Consider the following 18554-nt stretch of genomic DNA (forward strand, 5'->3'; position numbering starts at 1 on the left):
ATGAAGGAGGGATCAACTATGGGGGGTCAATCCTTACAAATTGGACCACGTACCATCAAAACAGGACTAGCCGTTATTTTGGCATTAGTTATTAGCAATCTCTTTAACTTAAGCCCGATTTTACCAGGGATTTCGGCAGCAACGACATTGTTGCCTTCTGTTTATCAAACATGGAAACAATTTTTAGAAGAGGCGGAGGCCAACTTGATCGGTGCCTTTTTAACGTTACTCGCCTTATGGATTCTCGGAGCGAATCCTGCGAACCCACTTGCGATCGGTATTGTCATCATGGCAGCCATTTCCATCCTGCTGGCATTCGGATTCGGTCGGACGATTCCTCACGTCGTCTTGATGATCATCGTTATCTTGGAGAGTGTCGAAGGGGCGACAGAGCCGTTATGGCAAATCGTTTTGATACGGTATTTACTCGTGATGCTCGGGATTGCGTGTGCCCTCGGTGTCAATGCATTGATTTTCCCGCCACGGTACGGGAACGTTTATTATCAAAAAGCCTCAAAACTATTTGAGAAGCTGCTCGTCGTCACGCGGGCAATCGCTTTTGAAGGGAAGGTCGCTCCGTATCGCCCGGCAATCGATAAAATGAGTAAATCCCTACGCGAGACACAACAATTATTTAACTTGCACCGGGAGGAAGTACGAGGGACACGCCAAAAACATGTCCCGTTGCTTCGTAACATCATCATCTTACAACACATGCAGTCGTGCTTGGAACGGAGTGTCGCGACAGCGGAACGTTTCCGTGAGCGGGAACAGGCCCTGTCGAACATCGCCGATGACTTACGCAGTGAATTGTTCTACCACGTCATGCATATCGCCCAGCGGCAGGAGAAAGTCCTGTTGACGTATGATTTATTGTTGACGGAAGAACCGCTCGCGATGGAAGACTTAGTGAAAGAAAATATCGCCTTCGTTAAACATTCTTTTCTCGATCGTGATGAGCTCGAAGAAGAAGAAATCATGGAAATTTTACCGATTGTCGTCGCGATGAATGAATGGATTCAAGAACTTGAAGCTTTTGAAAAACGCCTTCATGGCGCGTTAAAACGGCATGCGACGTCATTATCGATTGAACAGAAATCAGTCCGGGACAAAACATTTAATCGGTTTAAACGTAAAAAAGCCATTGACGAAAGCCAAAAGTAAGCGTATAGTCCTTCTTAACAGCACTTTAGTTGCTAAAAGCGTAACAGCATAACAGAACGAAAGACGTAGACGAGGACGAAACCGAAGTAGAAACAATCTCCCTGTTTCAGAGAGCACGTGGCGCTGCGAACGTGTACACAGATTGAATCGAATTACAGTTTCTGAGTCTCTTGCGAAGCAAGCGGAGAAAACCGTTATCCCGTAATGAAGTGATTCATGCCTCGCATGGATTATCAGGGTGGTACCGCGGCTTTCGTCGTCCCTGTCGGACTTGATGTCCGACAGGGACTTTTTGTTGTTTAATTTAATCCAAGGGGGAACTTCATATGTCTACACCAATCATTCCAAGTCACTTACAACCACACGTCGCACCACAGCATTACGAAGATTACACACCAACGGATCATGCGGTCTGGCGCTACGTCATGCGCTTGAATTTAAATACATTGCAACATACGGCACACCCGGCGTACCTCGAAGGGCTTGCTGCTTCAGGAATCAGCCCGGAACGTATTCCTGATGTCCGCGAAATGACGGCGAACCTCAGTCGCGGTGGTTGGGGAACGGTCGCCGTCGACGGTTTGATTCCGGGTGTCGCCTTCTTCGACTTCCAAGGACACGGTCTCCTGCCGATCGCAACCGACATTCGGAAGGTCGATAACATTCTTTACACGCCGGCACCGGACATTCTGCATGAAGCGGCAGGACACGCACCAATTTTGATGAATCCGACGTACGCTGAATTTGTCCGCCGGTTCGGTGAAATCGGAGCACATGCCTTCAATCATAAAGCAGAACATGATGTCTTTAAGGCGCTGAAAAAATTAACGATTGTCAAAGAAAGTCCATTTTCAACACCGGAAGACATCGAGCAAGCTGAAATCGCACTCGCGGAAACACGGACCCATGTCACAGGGATTTCGGAAGCCAATGAAATTTCACGCCTCTTTTGGTGGACGGTCGAGTTTGGTTTAATCGGTGATCTTGACAACCCGCAAATTTACGGGGCAGGTCTTCTGTCCTCAGTCGGGGAAAGCCGCCACTGCTTGACGGATGCCGTCAAGAAACATCCATTTTCACTTGCGAAGGCACTCGCAACAAAACATGACGTCACGAGCATGCAAAAAGAATTGTTCGTCTGTGAGTCCTTTGAACAACTGCGTGACGCGTTAGAAGAGTTTGCACAGACGATGTCTTACGTCCGTGGTGGACGCCACGGTCTCATCAAGGCGGTCGAGTCCGGTAACCTGTCGACGCTCGTCTTTGCATCCGGTCTTTCGCTCGTCGGTGTTCCGGCAGCACAAGAAACATTCGAAACACTTGATCTCGTTCGATTTACTGGGCCGACGGCACTCGCTGCGAATGGCGAAGTGTTAGACGGCCAATCCCAGACGGAGCACCCGAACGGATTTACACTCTTGCACGGAGAAGAATTGAACGCGGTTCTCGAGCAAGTCGAAGTCGGCGAGCAACTCGAGTGGATGGAAGGGACGTTACAATTGACGGGGCATATCGCAGCAATCGAGCAAGTGAATGGAAAACGTGCCATCGCTGTCCTGAAAGACGTTCGACTAACGAAAGACGGTGTGACGGAGCAATTCGACCAACTGGATCTCGTGATCGGTGCGATTACGTCAACTTTCCCGGGAACAGAAGTCGAAGCTTTAAAACCGATTCCGGAAACCGTTGAATTTGAACGGATCGAACGTCCATTGACGGCAGCTGATCCGATTTTCGAAGCCGTCCGGTCCATTCGTGAAGGTCAGGCGAGTCAGTCGCGTCTGTCACAGCTGATTGATCAGACACTTGTCCAGTTACCGGATGCTTGGTTACTCCGGCTTGAACTGCTTGAACTGGCAGATGAAGTCGACCAACCGCGTCTCCTTGACGACCTCGAGCGCCTGAAGCAGACATCACCGGAACGCGACGAGTTGATCACGCGTGGCATCAAGATGCTTGATCTCGTTCATGCATGAAGTGGACGTTCGAGAAATCTGTCCAAACCTGTTAAAATGAATACGGTTCATGGATGAAACGTAAACATAGGGGAGTGGACAGTGTGAAACAACCAAATTATTTTCAAGACGTGAAACAGTTCCATCAAACATTTAATCACCCGGGAGCGGAACGACCAACCCCGCTCGAACTCGAGCGTGGCATCAAACGGGCAACTTGGACGACAGAAGAAGCAGCAGTCGAGTTTCTGCATCAATCGTCTCGGGATGAAGCGGAATTTTTAGCAGCAATCGATTCCCTCAAAGCAGGGATTGACCGGGCTGTTGAAAAATCATTAAAAGAAACTTATCCGACGACTTCCGTCGAACGCCTCGTAGGTCAAGGTGATGCATTGACGGACGCACTTTACTTCATCATGGGTAGCTTTGTCGAAGCAGGGCTCGAACCGGGACCTCTCTTTGAAATCGTTCAACGCGCGAACATGGCGAAACTCGGGCCAGACGGTCAACCGATCTTCCGAGAATCCGATCAAAAAGTCATGAAACCGGACGGTTGGTTGCCACCGGAACCGCAACTCGAGGCCGAAGTGTTACGGCAGATGGATGAAAAAGCATAAGGATGGACTTCGATCGAACAAAAAGAACCACTTCCGCTTAGTCAGGGAAGTGGTTCTTTCAGCATATAGACAAACTATTAGGAAGCGTAAGCATGCGCTATCGAGATGCAATCCGTTCACGCGTCCCTGTCTCGCCTCGTCTTCAAAGCGACAATCTTCCGCGCCGCTAAAGCAAAGCTGCAGGGTCGCGACCGACTGCTTTTCGCGGTTCTAAGCGATTCGAGACGGATTGCGCTCTAAACCGTCTCCATGCGTGGCTTTTTGGTCACGGTATTACCTAAAAAGCGTCACGTTTCGTTGACTCCTACGGGAAAAGTGCGTTTTTAACGCACTTTCAGAGGCAGGCAAGACCCTGCTCGTTGTCCGTGAGGATCAAGGAGCAACGGCTTGCGCCTCACCCGAGGAAAGCAACGAAAAAAGACGCTCTATCTCCCGATAGCACTTTGTCTAGAGTCTAAAATAACCACTTCCGCTTAGTCAGGGAAGTGGTTATTTTTTTGAAAGTGAGTAAATATCCGTTCTCTACAATCAGCTTACATTTGATAATCCGGCAGCACGAGCTTGCCGTCCGATTGAAAGACGATTCCTTCCGCTTCGAGGGCCAATTGCTGTTCAATCCCTTGCGAAATCTCACCTTTGGCGTTGACGACGCGATGCCATGGTAAACGTTCCGCCTGACTCATACTATGCAGAATCCGGACGACTTGGCGAGCGGCCCGGGGATTTCCGGCAAGACGTGCAATCTGACCGTATGTTGCGACACGTCCTGCGGGAATCGCACGGATGAGCGCCACGACGTCCTGCGTGAAGGGGGTCATCGTTCTTCGTTTGTCGAGACGATGTATTGCTGGACTTGATCGTCCTCATCGAAACCGATCGTGACATCCGTGATGTCTTGTTGGATCCGAAGCTGCAGTTCGAGTCGGTCTTTAATATCATCCGCTTGCGCTACGGTCATCGCTGGATCGATTTCAATCTCGACTTCGACGTGGAAGTGATCGCCTTCTTTGATGACTTCAAGTTTACTGATATCACGGACGTCAGGATCTTGCATGATTAAACCACCGAGCCGTGCCGCCATCGTTTCATCGGCTTCACCGAGTGCTCCGGCGGCGTTTTGCAAGAAAACGTTACCGACGACATAAAACATCATCAGACCGATGAGGACAGAGGCGATGCCTTCCGCTTGATGATAAGGCGTCACATGTGAGATGACGACGGCGATCATCGCGACGATGCCACCAGCCGTCGCGACTAAATCTTCTAAGAAGACGAGTCGTGTCGCAGGCTTCGCTTGTTTTAATGAACGAAAACTTTCGAGAATGAGACGTGGTCCTCTTGCTGTCAGTTTGGCATCGTGGGCAATTTCTTTCATCGCCTTAAAGAAGACAGCACTTTCAAGGACGACACCGGCAAATAAGACAGATAGGGTGATCCAGAAGCCCGTTGACTCCGATGGGTCGATAATGTGTCCAATCCCTTCATGAATCGTTTCGTAAGCCATGATGCCGACGAATAAAATTGCGCCGAGCAGAACGAGGTTGACGAGTCGACCGAAGCCATTCGGAAAGCGTTTTGTCGGTGCTTTTTTACTGAGCGCTGAACCGATGAAGACGAAGAACTGGTTCGCGGCGTCGCCAAGTGAGTGCATCATTTCGGCGAACATCGCAACGTTTCCGGTTAAGGTGTAGGCAATGGTCTTGATGATGGCAATGATGGAGTTGACGATTCCGGCTGTTAATGCCGAACGATTTCCTCGTCGTAATAACGTAATGAATTCTCCCATGAGTGTGCTCCTTTTGTTAACAAACTATAGTAATAGTAGTAGTCTACACTAAATTGATAGGAGAGACTACAAAAAACCGCTCCGCACGAGGCGGAACGGCTGGATATCGAGCTATTACGTCAAATCAACTGTTTTGTTAATCTCATTCGAGTCATCATTTCCTGTGACTTTCTTCAGGACTTGTTTGACAGACTTAGTCGTGTTTCCCGTTTCCCAGTACTCGGCAGCTTCTGTATCAATCTTGATTAAGACGACTTTCGGATCTTCGTAGCTTGTCCCGAGATACGCTTCGTAACGGGGACTCCATAGTTCTTTTTTACGGGCGACATCTTCGACGATTTCTGCTTTCCCGCGAATCGAGACGTATGATTTGTCGACATAGGCGACGTTGACACTCGGATTTTTTAAGATTTCATTGTATTTCCCGGTTTCTTTTGAAGTGAGGAACCAGAGATCGCCATCGAACTCGATATCCTGTGTTTGCATCGGACGCGAGACAAGACCTTCATCTGACACTGTCGTCAGCATCGCCGTTTCGATTTTATCGACTAATTTTTTGACCGTTTCGACTGCTTCTTGATTCGTTGACATGTACAACACCCCATCTGTTCATTTTTTTTGATCACTTTAAGAATGTTCCCTGAATTTAAAATTGAAAACGTCATCAATGAATCAAGAAGCAGTTTTATTGCATTCCGTCGTTTCCGAGGCGTACAGTCTAAGTATGAATTTCACTTCAAAGGAGCGTTTTACACGATGAAATTAAGTATATTGGATCAATCTCCTGTCTCAAAAGGGCAAACCCCATCCGAGGCATTACAAGAAACAGTCGATCTTGCGAAAACAGCAGATGAACTTGGCTACACACGCCTGTGGGTTTCGGAACACCACTTCGCGAAGACACTGGCTGGGTCGAGCCCGGAAGTCTTGATTGCCTACATGGCAGCGGTGACGAAACAAATCCGTCTTGGTTCAGGCGGCGTCATGTTACCTCATTATAGTCCTTACAAAGTTGCGGAAAACTTCCGTGTCCTCGAAGGGCTTGCCCCGAACCGGATCGACCTTGGGCTTGGCCGGGCACCGGGCGGCATGCCGCTAGCGACACGTGCCTTACAGGAAGGTTCGTCGCCTCGCTTCGGCGGCGCGGACTATGGCGCACAGCTTGACGATCTCGTTGATTATCTAACAGACGGAGCACCGGCCGATCACCGTTTCGCAGGACTCGTCGCAACACCGGAAGTCGACACGACACCGGAAGCCTGGTTGCTCGGATCAAGCGGTGGCAGTGCGTTAAATGCAGCACAACGCGGATTCGGTTTCGCCTTCGCCCACTTCATCAACGGACAGGGCGGACAAGATGTGATAGATTATTACCGTCATAACTTTATGGCGACATCATTCAACGAGACACCGCAGACACTCGTCTCGATTTTCGTGACGTGTGCCGAAACGACGGAAGAAGCAGAACGGTTGGCGTCCAGTCTTGATCTGTCATTGCTCTTACTCGAAAAAGGGGTTTCATCAACCGGAACACCGACACCGGAAGAAGCAGCGGCATACCAGTATTCGTTCCAGGATCAATTCCGGATTGCCGAAAACCGGAAACGGATGATCGTCGGAAATCCGGAAGACGTCGCCCGTCAATTACAAGACCTCGCTGATTCATATGGAACGGACGAAGTCATGATTGCTTCGATGATTGCCGACAAAGAAGCGAAACAACAATCACTCCGTCTCATTATGGACGCGGTCAAAGCAACGGTTTAAATCAATCAGGACGTTCATCTCAGCTTGCTGAGGTGGACGTTTTTTCAGTTTCGGGAATCTGATCTTTTGCAAGACGTTCTGCCCGGACGTCACGGCGTAAGTGGAAAAAGCCGATCCCGACCGTCACGAGTAAGCCGGATGAACTGATTGCGAGGATCAGGTTGAGCGAGACGTAATCACTTAACAGGCCGAATAACAGCATCCCGATTGGCGTAATGCCCATTGCGAGTGATTCGAGGACACCGATGACACGCCCTAAGTAAGCCGGATCGGTTTGCCGTTGGACGAGCAGTTGAATCGGAATATTTGACCGGAGAATGATGAACCCTACCGTGAAGGAGAAGATGAGAAAATAAACAAATGTCCAGTTCGGCGGAACGATACCGAGTAACGGTAATAAAGGGGAAAGGAATAGAAACCCGACTAAAGCAACCGACTGGAACAACGTCATCAATGGACGCTTGATCGTAAAGCGGGGGAGCGCAAGCAACAGCGAACTAAGCAAAAGACCCACACCTAAAGCGGCTTCAATCGTTCCGAACTGAAATGATGTAACGTTGAGACGATCGAGCAAAATGATGGGATAGATGACTTCTAAGGCGATGAAGAAGAAATTCAAGACAAGTGCCATCAAGATGAGTGTCGTCAGGACCCGTTGTTTGAATAAATAACGGTAGCCGGACTGAAAGTCTGCCCAAAACGAAGGCGGGCTTTCTTCATTTACGGCGGGGATGACGCGGAATGTCAGGCGCATGTTCCACAGCGCAGCGAGAGAAAACAAGCTGAGCGGTAAGAGGGTGAAAAGATGGATCGGTGCAAAGGCTAACAGGAAACCGGCCAGCATCGGAGCAACGATCGACGAAAGGGAACTGATACTTGAAATCAGGGAATTACCACTCTGTAATTCCGTATCGTCAAGCAAGCGGGGCAAGGAACTCATCAAGGTAACGGAGAGGAATGTCGAAAGAGCCGTTAAAAGGGCACTGACGATCATGTAATGAATCGTATGGACCGGGAACAGGGTGGCGTACCCGGCAAAACCGGCGAGTATGAAGGCGCTCGTCGCCTCGGTCGTGACGATGATTTTTTTCCGGTTCCAGCGGTCGGACAGCACACCGGCAACGGGCGATAACAGAATCCGTGGCAGTGTCCCGGCGAGTAAGACGAGTGCGAATTGCAGCCCGGATGACGTTTCCCGTAATACGGTCAAACCCGCGACGAACGTAAAGAGACTCGCTGCGAACAACGAACAAAACTTACCGAACAGGAGCCGTTGTAAATTTTTCGACATCATGATTCCTCCTTTTTTGTTCAATTAAATTGAACTTTCCTTTATACTAGAGGAACAGGAGATATTTGTAAATATAAAAGTTAAATTTAATTTAACTTAATCAGTAGAATGAGGTGCCGGCCATGCTTGGACAACGAATTAAAAGTTTACGGAAAGCGAAAAAAATGACGCAGTCGGATGTCGCAGACGGCATCATGACGAAATCGATGCTCAGTATGATTGAGAACGGTAAGGCGACGCCGTCTTTACCGGCGTTACAAGCAATCGCATATCGTCTGCATGTCTCGATCGATGAGTTGTTGATTGATCCCCGGGCGATCGAAATGAAGCAGCTGATTGAAAAAATCAATGCACGAACAAACGACTATTATGCGGAAGAACAGATCGCCGATATGCTTGCACCCTATTTAGAACCCGCGATGGATTCTTACTGGCAAGGTCGAATCTATGAGATGTATGGAAACGCATTACGTTTTTCGAACACGGAACAGGGCTTACATTATTTCGATTTAGCGGAGGAAATTTACAAGCGGCTTGAATTACGGGATGAACAGATGAATGTACAAATCTCGAAAGTCTATTTCTTATTTTTCCTGCGCCGTTATGAAGAGGCGTACCGAAAGGTGGATGCGATGATGATTCATCAGGACGTCCCACTTGCACCTGAAACGTTTCTTGACTACCAAATGTTACAGGCTCTCCGCGTCAGTGTGAACGAAGACAACTGGAGCCAGTCGATTGACTTTTTACGGGAAGGCATCCGTTATATGCGGGAAAAAGGCGTCTACAGTGACGTCAGTAACTATCACCGGTTGCTGGCGTTATTCTTAAGTCTAGACGGAGACTTTGAGGCAGCCGACCACGAACTGGAATTACTGGAACATTTCTTTTTGTTCACGGAAGCAACAGCATTCGAGCGGATTCTTGTCGAGTTGACGAAAGGGTCGATTGCGGTTCACCGAGAGGATTATGAAGGCGTCCGGTATGCGCGGGAACGACTTGTTGAAGTCAATATTGAAGCGTGCATTCATTACATCGGATACTTCGAAGTCAATCTGTGTTTGTGGAAGGACTCAAAAGAGACACTCCCGTTTGACCTCGAAAGCGGTGTCGCTAACATTTGGCGCGGTGCACATTTATGGCAAGTTGGCGGTGAATACGATCACGCGATGATGTTATATGCGCTCGCATTAGCGATGCGCGCCGGGGTAGGGGTGGACCGTCGGGCAGAAGTGGAAGAAATGACGAAACAACTGTCACCGGGACGATTCAAACAAGAAATCGAGCAAATCTTAGCGGAATTATCGTAAAAAACAGGGCTGACGCAAAAGTCGCTCCAGACGATTTTTGCGTCCGCGCTTTCCATGGGCGGGAAGACCCGGCAGGAAGAGAGGATTGCGCTCCCTTTTCCCATAGGAGTCGAGGATGAACACTCGGCACATCTAAGATACCTATCGAAAAGAAAAAAAGGAGGCGTTTGCTTCACGCGACGCCTGCAGAAAAAAACGCAAAACTTACGCTGTCAGAGACAAAAAAGACCCGACCTCCTGTTCACTAAGGGCAGGAAATCGGGTATTGTGTCTCCCCTGGAAAAAAGGGGTAGAAAGTACTTTTTTAGTCAATCCTGTTGCATTAGAGGGCTTTAAAGCCCAGTAATTTTTGAGTCCAGTACTTTTCCGACAGGCGACTGATGCCGAGTGACGGTGTATTGGCATGGATGAATTGGTCATTGTTCAACATGATTCCGATGTGGGTCGGACCTGCGGCATACGTATTCTCGAAGAAGATGATATCTCCGCGGACCGGCTGACGTAATTTCGACAGCTTCTGACCGAGGTACAGGTCGTTGTTCCAGTAGCCATTGACGTTCGTCCGCCCGACTTTATAACCGGCCGTATTCAACGTGTAGTTGATAAAACCCGAGCAATCGAATCCGCCGTTGATCGGACTACTCGACCCCCAGACGTACGGTGTCCCGAGATACTGTTGACCGATTGAAATCGCCCGTTCCATGACACCGGAAGCAGGGACAGTCGAGGCAGGAGGCGGTGTTACGGGTGGAGTCGTCGCGACAGTCCCGGTCGTGATGTAGCTTTTCGCGACATAATAGTAACCTGTCCCGATTTTGATTTGGTACCATCCGGCAGCGGAACCCGTCGTTTCACCCATCACCTGGACGGTCGAACCGTGGGCAACTTGGGTGAAGACTTGTGAGGAGGTTGTTGGTGCCGTCCGGACATTCAAACCTGACGGCGCATTGACGGTATACGTTTTGGCTTGGTCGACCGGATTGATCGAGACGCCATTCGTTGCAGGCGGTGTTTCTTTTGCTGATGCAGCAACATAACTCGCGGCGACGTAGAGGACTTTTCCGTCGAGCTTAATTTGATACCAGGCGTCAATCGTACCCGTGACCGTCAAGAGCGTTTTATTTGGAATCGTTTTGTAGATTTGTGCCGACGCCGATGCTGCTAAGCGGGCATTCAGTCCGCCACTTGCGTTGACTGTATATTGTTTGGTCGTATCGACGGCTTTAACGGCTGTTGCGACAGGTGTCGTCACTGGTGGTTTCGATGTCGTTTTGACGGTTGATTTTTTCGCAGTGATGAGACTGGCATGGACGTATGCCGTCTTTTTCTTGTAGACGATTTGGTACCAAGAACCGGTTTTCTTTTTGACGGACACGACTGCATTTTTAGTAAGTTGTCCGACTTTTTTAGAAGCCGTACTCGCTTTCTCACGAACATTGACACCAGCTGTATTCGTTATGTAAGTCGTTGTTGTCGTCGTTTTAGCTGTCGTCGTTTTTGCAGCAGTAGCTGCTTTCACATAACTCGAAGTGATGAATGCTTTTTTCGATTGATAACGAATTTCGTACCAAGAACCTGACTTTTTAACAGCGGTTACCGTTGTACCCTTTTTTAAGGTCGTGATGATGGGTGCGGAAGTAGTGGCAGCAGTTCGGATGTTGACATTTTCGGTTAACGTTAACTTTGTGGAGGCGGCTTCGACCGCGCTCGCTGAACTGACCAACGCGAGCGTCGTCAAAGCGAGAAGTGTCTTTTTCAAGTTGCGTAACTCCCTTCCAAAATGGTTCGAATAGAATCGTTGTTACCATTTTGTCATATGAGATGTTAATTCCCCTGTTTTTAAAATATATTTTTTATGAAAAAACTTACTTTGATTTTCAAAAATAATGATCTGTGTTTTGAGGCGCGATTAATCTAGAGTCTTCTTGTACACTAGAATTAGCTAGGAGGGGAATTTACAAATGTTAAAACGATTTTATCAATACTACATACCGCATAAACGCTTGTTTTGGCTCGATTTTTCGTCAGCCTTATTCGTCGGTATACTCGAGCTCGCGTTTCCGCTTGCCGTCCAGTGGTTCATCGATTCTTTGTTGCCAGAAGGCGAGCTGAACTGGATCATCTTAGTCAGTGTCGGTCTACTGTTGCTTTATGTCATCAGTACGATGATGCAGTTCGTCGTCAATTACTTCGGACATAAGCTCGGTATCAACATCGAGACCGACATGCGGCGCCAATTATTCGGACACGTTCAAAAACAGTCGTTCCGCTTTTTTGATAACACGAAAACAGGGCACATCATGAGCCGAATCACAAATGACTTGTTCGATATCGGGGAACTGGCTCACCACGGACCGGAAGATGCCTTCATTGCCGTGATGACGTTACTTGGTGCCTTCTCAATCATGCTGACGATTAATGCGCCGCTTGCGCTCGTTACCGTCATTGCTGTTCCGTTCCTGATTTGGTTGATTAGTTATGCCAACGTCCGGATGAATCGTTCGTGGGACAAGATGTACGGCAATATCGCCGAAGTCAACTCCCGTGTCGAAGATAGCGTCTCAGGCATTCGTGTCGTCCAGTCGTTTACGAACGAAGCCCATGAAGTTGCACGGTTCGAGCAAGACAATGCAACGTTCCGTCAATCGAAGATCAATGCCTATAAAGTCATGAGTACGAGTCTGTCCGGTATTTACTTGACGACGCGGCTGATGACGCTCGCCGTTCTTGTCTACGGTGCCTATTTAAGTTACAACGGCCGCCTTAGTTACGGCGAACTTGTCGGGTTCATTCTCTACATGAACATTTTGCTGAAACCGATTGATAAAATCACGGCACTTCTCGAACTTTATCCGAAAGGGATGGCAGGTTTTAAGCGATTCGCTGAAATGATTGATCAGGATGATGAGCTGAAGGATGCGCCAGACGCAATCACGGTCGATCGTCTGCATGGTGCAATCGAGTTCGAAGATGTTAGTTTCGGCTACGAAGCCGATCGATTGATTTTAAAAAATATCAACCTGTCCGTTGAACCCGGTCAGACAATTGCCTTCGTCGGAACGTCGGGTGCCGGGAAAACGACGATTTGTTCCTTAATCCCTCGCTTTTACGATGTTTTAGAAGGGGCGATTACGATTGATGGCATCGATGTCCGGCAGATGACAAAAGCTTCGCTCCGCCAACAAATCGGTATCGTTCAACAAGATGTCTTTCTCTTTTCAGGGACGATCGCTGAGAACATTGCTTACGGAGATTTAACGGCGAATCGGACGGATGTCATCGCAGCTGCCGAGCGCGCCCATCTCGGACAGATGATCGCTGATTTACCGGAGGGGTATGATACACAGATTGGGGAGCGGGGCTTGAAATTATCCGGGGGACAAAAGCAACGGCTGGCGATTGCCCGGATGTTCTTGAAGAATCCGCCGCTATTGATTCTAGATGAAGCGACATCTGCTCTTGATACGGAGACGGAAGCGATTATTCAAGAATCGCTCGCGGAACTCTCGAAAAACCGGACGACTTTAATCATTGCCCATCGTCTCGGGACGATTCGAAATGCGGACCGGATTCTCGTCGTCACGAAAGAGGGCATCATTGAAGACGGTACACATGACGAATTGATTAAAAATGGTGGTTATTTCTCCCGGTTACTTGAAAAACAACGGGTCTGACATGCCTTTAAAAACCGGGTGCCGGCTGTCTTTTCATTTGAAAGACGAGGTGAACCCGGTTTTTTCTTTTGAGGAACTTCGACGCGTATAGTCAGATTCGGGAATGATTTGTCAGGAAAAGGGGAAAACAGAACCGAAGGGAGGGCGCTTTGATGTATGGATTATTTTGTGAAAACTATAATAAGACCTATGCCATTCTCCGCGAGGAAACGTCCCACGACTTCCGCCGCTTTTTTGCCTTATCGTATACGATTCAAGACGTCGTGTTCGACCGGGCGGCCTACGATCGCTTAGCGCATGCCATTAAACGAAAGACAACACGCTTTTCAGCACTGCAAAGTCGCTATACGCCACTGCTGATTTCGCAACTTCAACTTTATAGCGACCGACCGGAACAGTTAGTCGAGCAAGTGATTGAAGCTGAAAAGCACATTAAGCGACGCTTCATCAAAGACAAAGCCGTCCGCCCGTTTTTTGCCCTTGGAGAGCTCTTGAATCGACAGCGCGGTACGGACGCTTTGCCGGTCGTCGAACACTTTCGAGCAGAACGCCCGGGGTTGAATGTGACGAAACAATACGTCGTTACGGCAGCATTGATGGACCAAAAACAATTGCTCGCATCCTTCGTCGAGGATGTGAAGACGAGTGAAGAATGGCTCAGTAAATGGATGGGACCGTCAAGCGAACGATTGATTGCCGCTCAAATCCTTGCTGCGTCAAACAATCAAGCAGAACAAAAACAACGGATTGAAAATTGGGTGGACATGCTTGAAAAACGGGAAGTTCGCATGTTTGAACGTCTCTTCCCGCTACTCGCCCTTGTGCGTTCGACTGATCGTGTCGACTTGATATACGTGACACGGGTCGTCGACCGGGAACGGTCGCGGAATCGGTTTTCCGAAGAAGTCAACTGGTTGCTTGCGTTTCACCTATTACTGGCTAAGGCGGGGCATAGTCGGTTGCAATCAACCTTACTTGTACTCGAAACGCTTGAATTGACGAAAAAACGCTAAAAAGTAGCTCGCCAAATACATGGCGAGCTACTTTTTTGTCAGTCGAACGTCGTAAACGTTGCATGCTGTTCGACAGGATACAACTCTTTCCCGGCGACATCATTTAAAATCAATTGATTTCGTGAGACCGACATCCCTAGATTGTCGGCGGCAGGACCGTGCGAAAGCTCTAAGTTCGTCGTCGCGTACAACTGATGATTTGTTGCGATGGAACGAACGATACGGTAATTCGCATCGACTTTCCAAGCCTGATCACCTTCGAACTCGATGTTCAATCGGTCAATGAAGCTCGGTAATGCCGGGACAAAACCGGTTGCTGCGACAACGGCATCCGTGTTCGATGTCCGGACTTGGTTGAGTTCCGTATGATGCATTTTAATTGCAAATGACGTATCGTGCGTAATTTGTTCGACCTCAAGATTTGCGCGAATCTGGACGCGGTCTTTTTGATCGGTCGTCAAATCATAGAGGTGTTCGTAAATGGCCTGTAAGGTTTCCGGACTGATCCCGTTTTGCGACCGCGTGAATTTCGAAACGGCCTCTTGTCGTGTTTCAAGTGGTAATTGATTAAAATACGTGACATAACTCGGTGAAAAGATTTCTTCGCCGAGTTTTCCGGTCTCAAGCGTTTCAAAAATCGTCGAACGTGAAATCCACTCGAGTTCGAGATCCGGCGAGCGGTCGCTCGTCAATAGATCAAGGAAAATTTCTGCTGCACTTTGACCCGATCCGACGATGGAAATTTTATTTTTCGACAGGAGCTGTTCTTTTTCCATGACATATTGTGTGTTGTGAATGACGCTTGAATCAAACGTATCGGGAATTGAAGGTTTAGCCCCTGTTCCGATGACGACGTTACGTGTTTCATATGTCTTCCGTTCACCCGTCTTGACGTCTTCGACAAGCACCTCATAGCTATCACCTGTGTCCTGAACATCAATGACGCGGGTCGAAAAGCATAAGTCATCGAGTTGGGTCGCGACCCATTTCAAATACGAATTGTATTCTTGGCGCGAAATCAATAATTTTTCATAAAAATAAAATGTATGCAAACGATTGATGGAACGCAAGTAGTTTAAATAAGTAAAAGAAGACGTCGGATCAGCAAGTGTGACTAAGTCAGAGATGAAACTCGTTTGCATCATCGAGTCTTTAATCATCATCCCGGGATGCCACGAAAATTGTTCGCTTTCATCAAAAAAAAGTGTCCGTAATGGTGTCGGATGAGCGAGTGCGCTCAACCCTAAATTCATCGGTCCAATCCCGATGCCGATCAAATCATACATAAAGAGAGCCCCCCAAAGATATTGTTCTAAAACAATACCCGATATGGGAGGCAATTGAAACGTCTTGATGTGGAAGATTATAACTGATCGGTTGTCGTCGTCGTTGTTTTAACGGTTGATGTTTTACCATCGCGGATGATCGTCAACGTGATGTCACCGTCCGATTTAATCAGTGCCGTTTTGATGTCGACAAAACTTTCAATCGCCGATCCGTTAATTTTCGTGATGACGTCACCTGTTTTCAGCTTCGCGGAGGCAGCCGGACTGTTCGGTTCAACTGACATGATGACGACACCGGTTTTTTGGGATTCAGGCAACTTGACTTGATCAAGCAAATAACCGGCCGGGAAGGCGGAAACGTCCTGCAAGGCGACACCAAGCGTCGGATGTTTGACTTCACCGGTCGTTTCAAGCTGTTTTAAGATGGGCAGTGCATCGTCGATTGGGATACTGAAACCAACGCCTTCGACACCCGTTTCAGCAATCTTCATCGAGTTGATTCCAACGAGCTGACCTTGTTCGTTGATTAAGGCACCACCAGAGTTACCGGGGTTGATGGCTGCATCGGTCTGAATGACGGTCGTATTGAAGTCATCTTGCCCATCGCTGTTCGTATCGACAGGGACCGTCCGATCATTTGAACTGACGATTCCACGTGTGACGGAGTTTTGGAATTCACCGAGCGGGTTTCCGATGGCGAGCACGGTTTGACCGGCTTTTAAGTCAGCCGATTTTCCGACCGTGATGACAGCGGGAACGTCTTTTGCGTCGACCTCGAGGACGGCAAGATCGTATGTTGCGTCGCTACCGAGTAACTTCGCACTCAAAGTGTTACCGTCGTTTAATGTCACTTCGAGTTTCGAGGCACCGTCGACGACGTGGTGGTTCGTAATGATGTAGGCCTTTCCGTCTGCTTTTTTATAGATGACACCGGAACCAGATCCGCTCGCCGCTTCTTCTTGCGTCATGCTGTTACCGGTTTGGTAGTTCGTGACGGTCACGACCGATTTTTGGGCGGATGCGACGGCGTTCGTCACAGGGTCATTTGACGTCGTTGAAACTTGTTTCGGCATCCCGTTTGAAAGAGGTGTATCGGCAACTTGTTGTTCTTGATCCATCAAAAGTGGAAAGGCGATCGTTGCCGTCAAAACGGCACCGATGATGCCTCCTGTCAGTCCGGGTAAAAGTTGTTTTGTTTTTCCTGCCATATCGACCATTCCTTCCGTATCAATTTCTATTTTTACTGTATCAGATAACCAAACTGAAAATGAAATTGCGGACGTTTTTCCAAAATGACTCATCATTCCCCACAATTGATCGACAGTTTCTTATAGTTGAGCGAAAAGGGTTCGTCCGTTACACTGAGTTTGGTTCTTACTTATATCAACGGGGAGATGGAAGTCATGAAGTATGTTTTACGTTTGTTGTACGGTGGAGGATTATTATTTGCTGGGGTCGGTCATTTTCGAAACGAAAAAGGATTTGTCAGCATCATGCCGTCCTTTATTCCGTTTAAGCGGTTTTTCGTTCAAGTGACGGGTATCATCGAAGTTTTGTACGGCTTCATGTTGTTGACAGGTAAAGGTGTCGATATCGTTCGCAAGACACTACCTGGCTTTTTATATGCCGTCTTACCGGCGAACGTCAACATGGCCGTCAATCCACAACCCATCAACGGTAAAAAATTGCCGGCCTGGGCGTTATGGACACGTTTGCCGCTGCAATGGGTCTTAATCGCCTTAGCCAAACGTCTGAAATGAAATGAAGCCGCCGAGTCGATGTGATTCGGCGGCTTTCTTTGGATTAAAAACGTTTATTTACAGCGAGCAGGGAAGTTTTCGCAATTTGTTCGTACGTTGAATCATTCGGGTGGAACTGATCACTTGAGAGATCGCGTTTGACGTCACGGACGAGGTTAAACGTATCGATGACTTCAATATCATATTCGAGTCCGAGTTGACGCGACTCGGCATTCCAATTTTGGACGATTGCGTCAAATGCCTCCCCATTTTCACTGGCACGGAAAGGATTATACAGTCCGACGTAGAAGATGACGGCATCCGGATTTTCATCTCGGAGGATTTTAAAGGTCTTCTCCAAGTTGGTTTGAGCTGATTTAATCGTATCAGCAGTCTTTTTTGCATCAAAGTTTGCGACACCTTCACCACGGTTGAACAAATCATTCCCGCCAATCGTCACCGAAATGACTTTTGCCTGGCTAAGGGAGCGAAGGACTTCTTTTTGTTCAAGTTGCTTCAGTAGATCTTCCGTCCGGGCTCCGCTGACGGCGAGATTTTGGAAACGTTCGACGGTGTTGTCTTTTGTAAGTTCTTGACCGACGATTGCTGCATAACTGTTTCCGTTCGAAGCACCGACGCCGCGTGTCAACGAGTCACCTAAAGCGACGTAAGTCCCGCCTTTTGCAACGGGTTCTTCTTTCGTTGGTGTCAAGACCGCCCGTTTTGGTGGATTAACGACGTCGTTATAGGCGCTTGCAAATCCGTACCCGAAAAGTGCGGTCAAGATGAGCGAAACGCTTAAAAATAAAGGCCAAGCATATCGTTTCATGAATCGTTCCTCCTTTTACTGTTACGATGATTGTAGCAAAACTTTAGAAAATGTGCGGTTTTGAAGTGCTTAGACGAGTCAAATCATTCATTATTCCGCTAGAATAGACCATAAGAGGTGAGA

At 48.2% G+C, this 18554-nt stretch carries 16 protein-coding genes and 1 other annotated feature; of the genes, 8 read left to right on the forward strand and 8 right to left on the reverse strand.

What is annotated here, in order from left to right:
* Positions 1–18 precede the first annotated feature (18 nt).
* The 3 genes from KNP88_RS14750 (at position 19) to KNP88_RS14760 (ending at position 3736) form a co-directional block, all read left to right on the forward strand.
* Entirely contained in the window at positions 19–1164 is a 1146-nt protein-coding gene (locus KNP88_RS14750) for an FUSC family protein (RefSeq protein ID WP_088836731.1), read from the forward strand.
* Positions 1165–1227: 63 nt separating this feature from the next.
* Positions 1228–1431 (forward strand) — a binding site (T-box leader).
* Between the two features lie 59 nt (positions 1432–1490).
* Positions 1491–3140 carry an aromatic amino acid hydroxylase gene (locus KNP88_RS14755; protein ID WP_214894465.1) on the forward strand — a complete coding sequence of 550 codons (1650 nt, stop codon included), beginning with the start codon at positions 1491–1493 and terminating at the stop codon, positions 3138–3140.
* 83 nt (positions 3141–3223) lie between these two features.
* Positions 3224–3736: a pyrophosphohydrolase domain-containing protein gene (locus KNP88_RS14760; RefSeq protein WP_353048375.1), complete on the forward strand. Its 513-nt coding sequence runs from the start codon at positions 3224–3226 to the stop codon at positions 3734–3736.
* Positions 3737–4269: 533 nt separating this feature from the next.
* On the opposite strand, the gene KNP88_RS14765 is transcribed toward KNP88_RS14760, so the two are convergent.
* The 3 genes from KNP88_RS14765 to KNP88_RS14775 form a co-directional block, all read right to left on the reverse strand.
* Positions 4270–4554 carry an MGMT family protein gene (locus KNP88_RS14765; protein WP_214845385.1) on the reverse strand — a complete coding sequence of 95 codons (285 nt, stop codon included), beginning with the start codon at positions 4552–4554 and terminating at the stop codon, positions 4270–4272.
* Entirely contained in the window at positions 4551–5522 is a 972-nt protein-coding gene (locus KNP88_RS14770; RefSeq protein ID WP_214894467.1) for a cation diffusion facilitator family transporter, read from the reverse strand. The genes KNP88_RS14765 and KNP88_RS14770 overlap by 4 nt, the downstream gene beginning before the upstream one ends.
* A 114-nt stretch (positions 5523–5636) precedes the next feature.
* Positions 5637–6113 (reverse strand): pyridoxamine 5'-phosphate oxidase family protein, encoded by a 477-nt coding sequence (locus KNP88_RS14775; protein WP_088836736.1) that lies wholly within the window; start codon positions 6111–6113, stop codon positions 5637–5639.
* Between the two features lie 165 nt (positions 6114–6278).
* Here KNP88_RS14775 and KNP88_RS14780 point away from each other — a divergent pair, with 165 nt between their 5' ends.
* Positions 6279–7289, forward strand: coding sequence for an LLM class flavin-dependent oxidoreductase (locus KNP88_RS14780; protein WP_214894469.1), 1011 nt, complete (start codon positions 6279–6281; stop codon positions 7287–7289).
* A 19-nt stretch (positions 7290–7308) separates the two neighbouring features.
* Here KNP88_RS14780 and KNP88_RS14785 read toward each other — a convergent pair whose 3' ends face one another.
* Entirely contained in the window at positions 7309–8580 is a 1272-nt protein-coding gene (locus KNP88_RS14785; RefSeq protein WP_214894471.1) for an MFS transporter, read from the reverse strand.
* Positions 8581–8702: 122 nt separating this feature from the next.
* On the opposite strand from KNP88_RS14785, the gene KNP88_RS14790 reads away from it, so the two are divergent.
* Positions 8703–9890, forward strand: coding sequence for a helix-turn-helix domain-containing protein (locus tag KNP88_RS14790; RefSeq protein ID WP_214894473.1), 1188 nt, complete (start codon positions 8703–8705; stop codon positions 9888–9890).
* A 322-nt stretch (positions 9891–10212) separates the two neighbouring features.
* On the opposite strand, the gene KNP88_RS14795 is transcribed toward KNP88_RS14790, so the two are convergent.
* Positions 10213–11649, reverse strand: a complete 1437-nt coding sequence (locus KNP88_RS14795) for a C40 family peptidase (protein WP_214894475.1) — start codon at positions 11647–11649, stop codon at positions 10213–10215.
* A 202-nt stretch (positions 11650–11851) separates the two neighbouring features.
* On the opposite strand from KNP88_RS14795, the gene KNP88_RS14800 reads away from it, so the two are divergent.
* Entirely contained in the window at positions 11852–13564 is a 1713-nt protein-coding gene (locus KNP88_RS14800; protein WP_214845391.1) for an ABC transporter ATP-binding protein, read from the forward strand.
* Between the two features lie 152 nt (positions 13565–13716).
* Complete coding sequence (locus tag KNP88_RS14805) at positions 13717–14577, forward strand: DUF4003 family protein (protein WP_214845393.1); 861 nt, start codon at positions 13717–13719, stop codon at positions 14575–14577.
* A gap of 38 nt (positions 14578–14615) precedes the next feature.
* On the opposite strand, the gene KNP88_RS14810 is transcribed toward KNP88_RS14805, so the two are convergent.
* Together KNP88_RS14810 and KNP88_RS14815 are read right to left on the reverse strand one after the other, a co-directional pair.
* The gene (locus tag KNP88_RS14810; protein WP_214894477.1) at positions 14616–15863 is read right to left on the reverse strand and encodes a lysine N(6)-hydroxylase/L-ornithine N(5)-oxygenase family protein; all 1248 of its coding nucleotides are present in this window, start codon (positions 15861–15863) and stop codon (positions 14616–14618) included.
* 77 nt (positions 15864–15940) lie between these two features.
* Entirely contained in the window at positions 15941–17071 is a 1131-nt protein-coding gene (locus tag KNP88_RS14815; RefSeq protein ID WP_029333256.1) for a S1C family serine protease, read from the reverse strand.
* A gap of 195 nt (positions 17072–17266) precedes the next feature.
* Here KNP88_RS14815 and KNP88_RS14820 point away from each other — a divergent pair, with 195 nt between their 5' ends.
* Positions 17267–17623: a DoxX family protein gene (locus KNP88_RS14820; protein WP_214801127.1), complete on the forward strand. Its 357-nt coding sequence runs from the start codon at positions 17267–17269 to the stop codon at positions 17621–17623.
* Between the two features lie 43 nt (positions 17624–17666).
* On the opposite strand, the gene KNP88_RS14825 is transcribed toward KNP88_RS14820, so the two are convergent.
* On the reverse strand, positions 17667–18431 hold the full coding sequence (locus KNP88_RS14825) for an SGNH/GDSL hydrolase family protein (RefSeq protein ID WP_214845397.1): 765 nt from the start codon (positions 18429–18431) through the stop codon (positions 17667–17669).
* Positions 18432–18554: the final 123 nt, after the last annotated feature.

It is taken from the genome of Exiguobacterium sp. H66, from assembly GCF_018618705.1.
Classification (GTDB): Bacteria; Bacillota; Bacilli; order Exiguobacteriales; family Exiguobacteriaceae; genus Exiguobacterium_A; species Exiguobacterium_A oxidotolerans.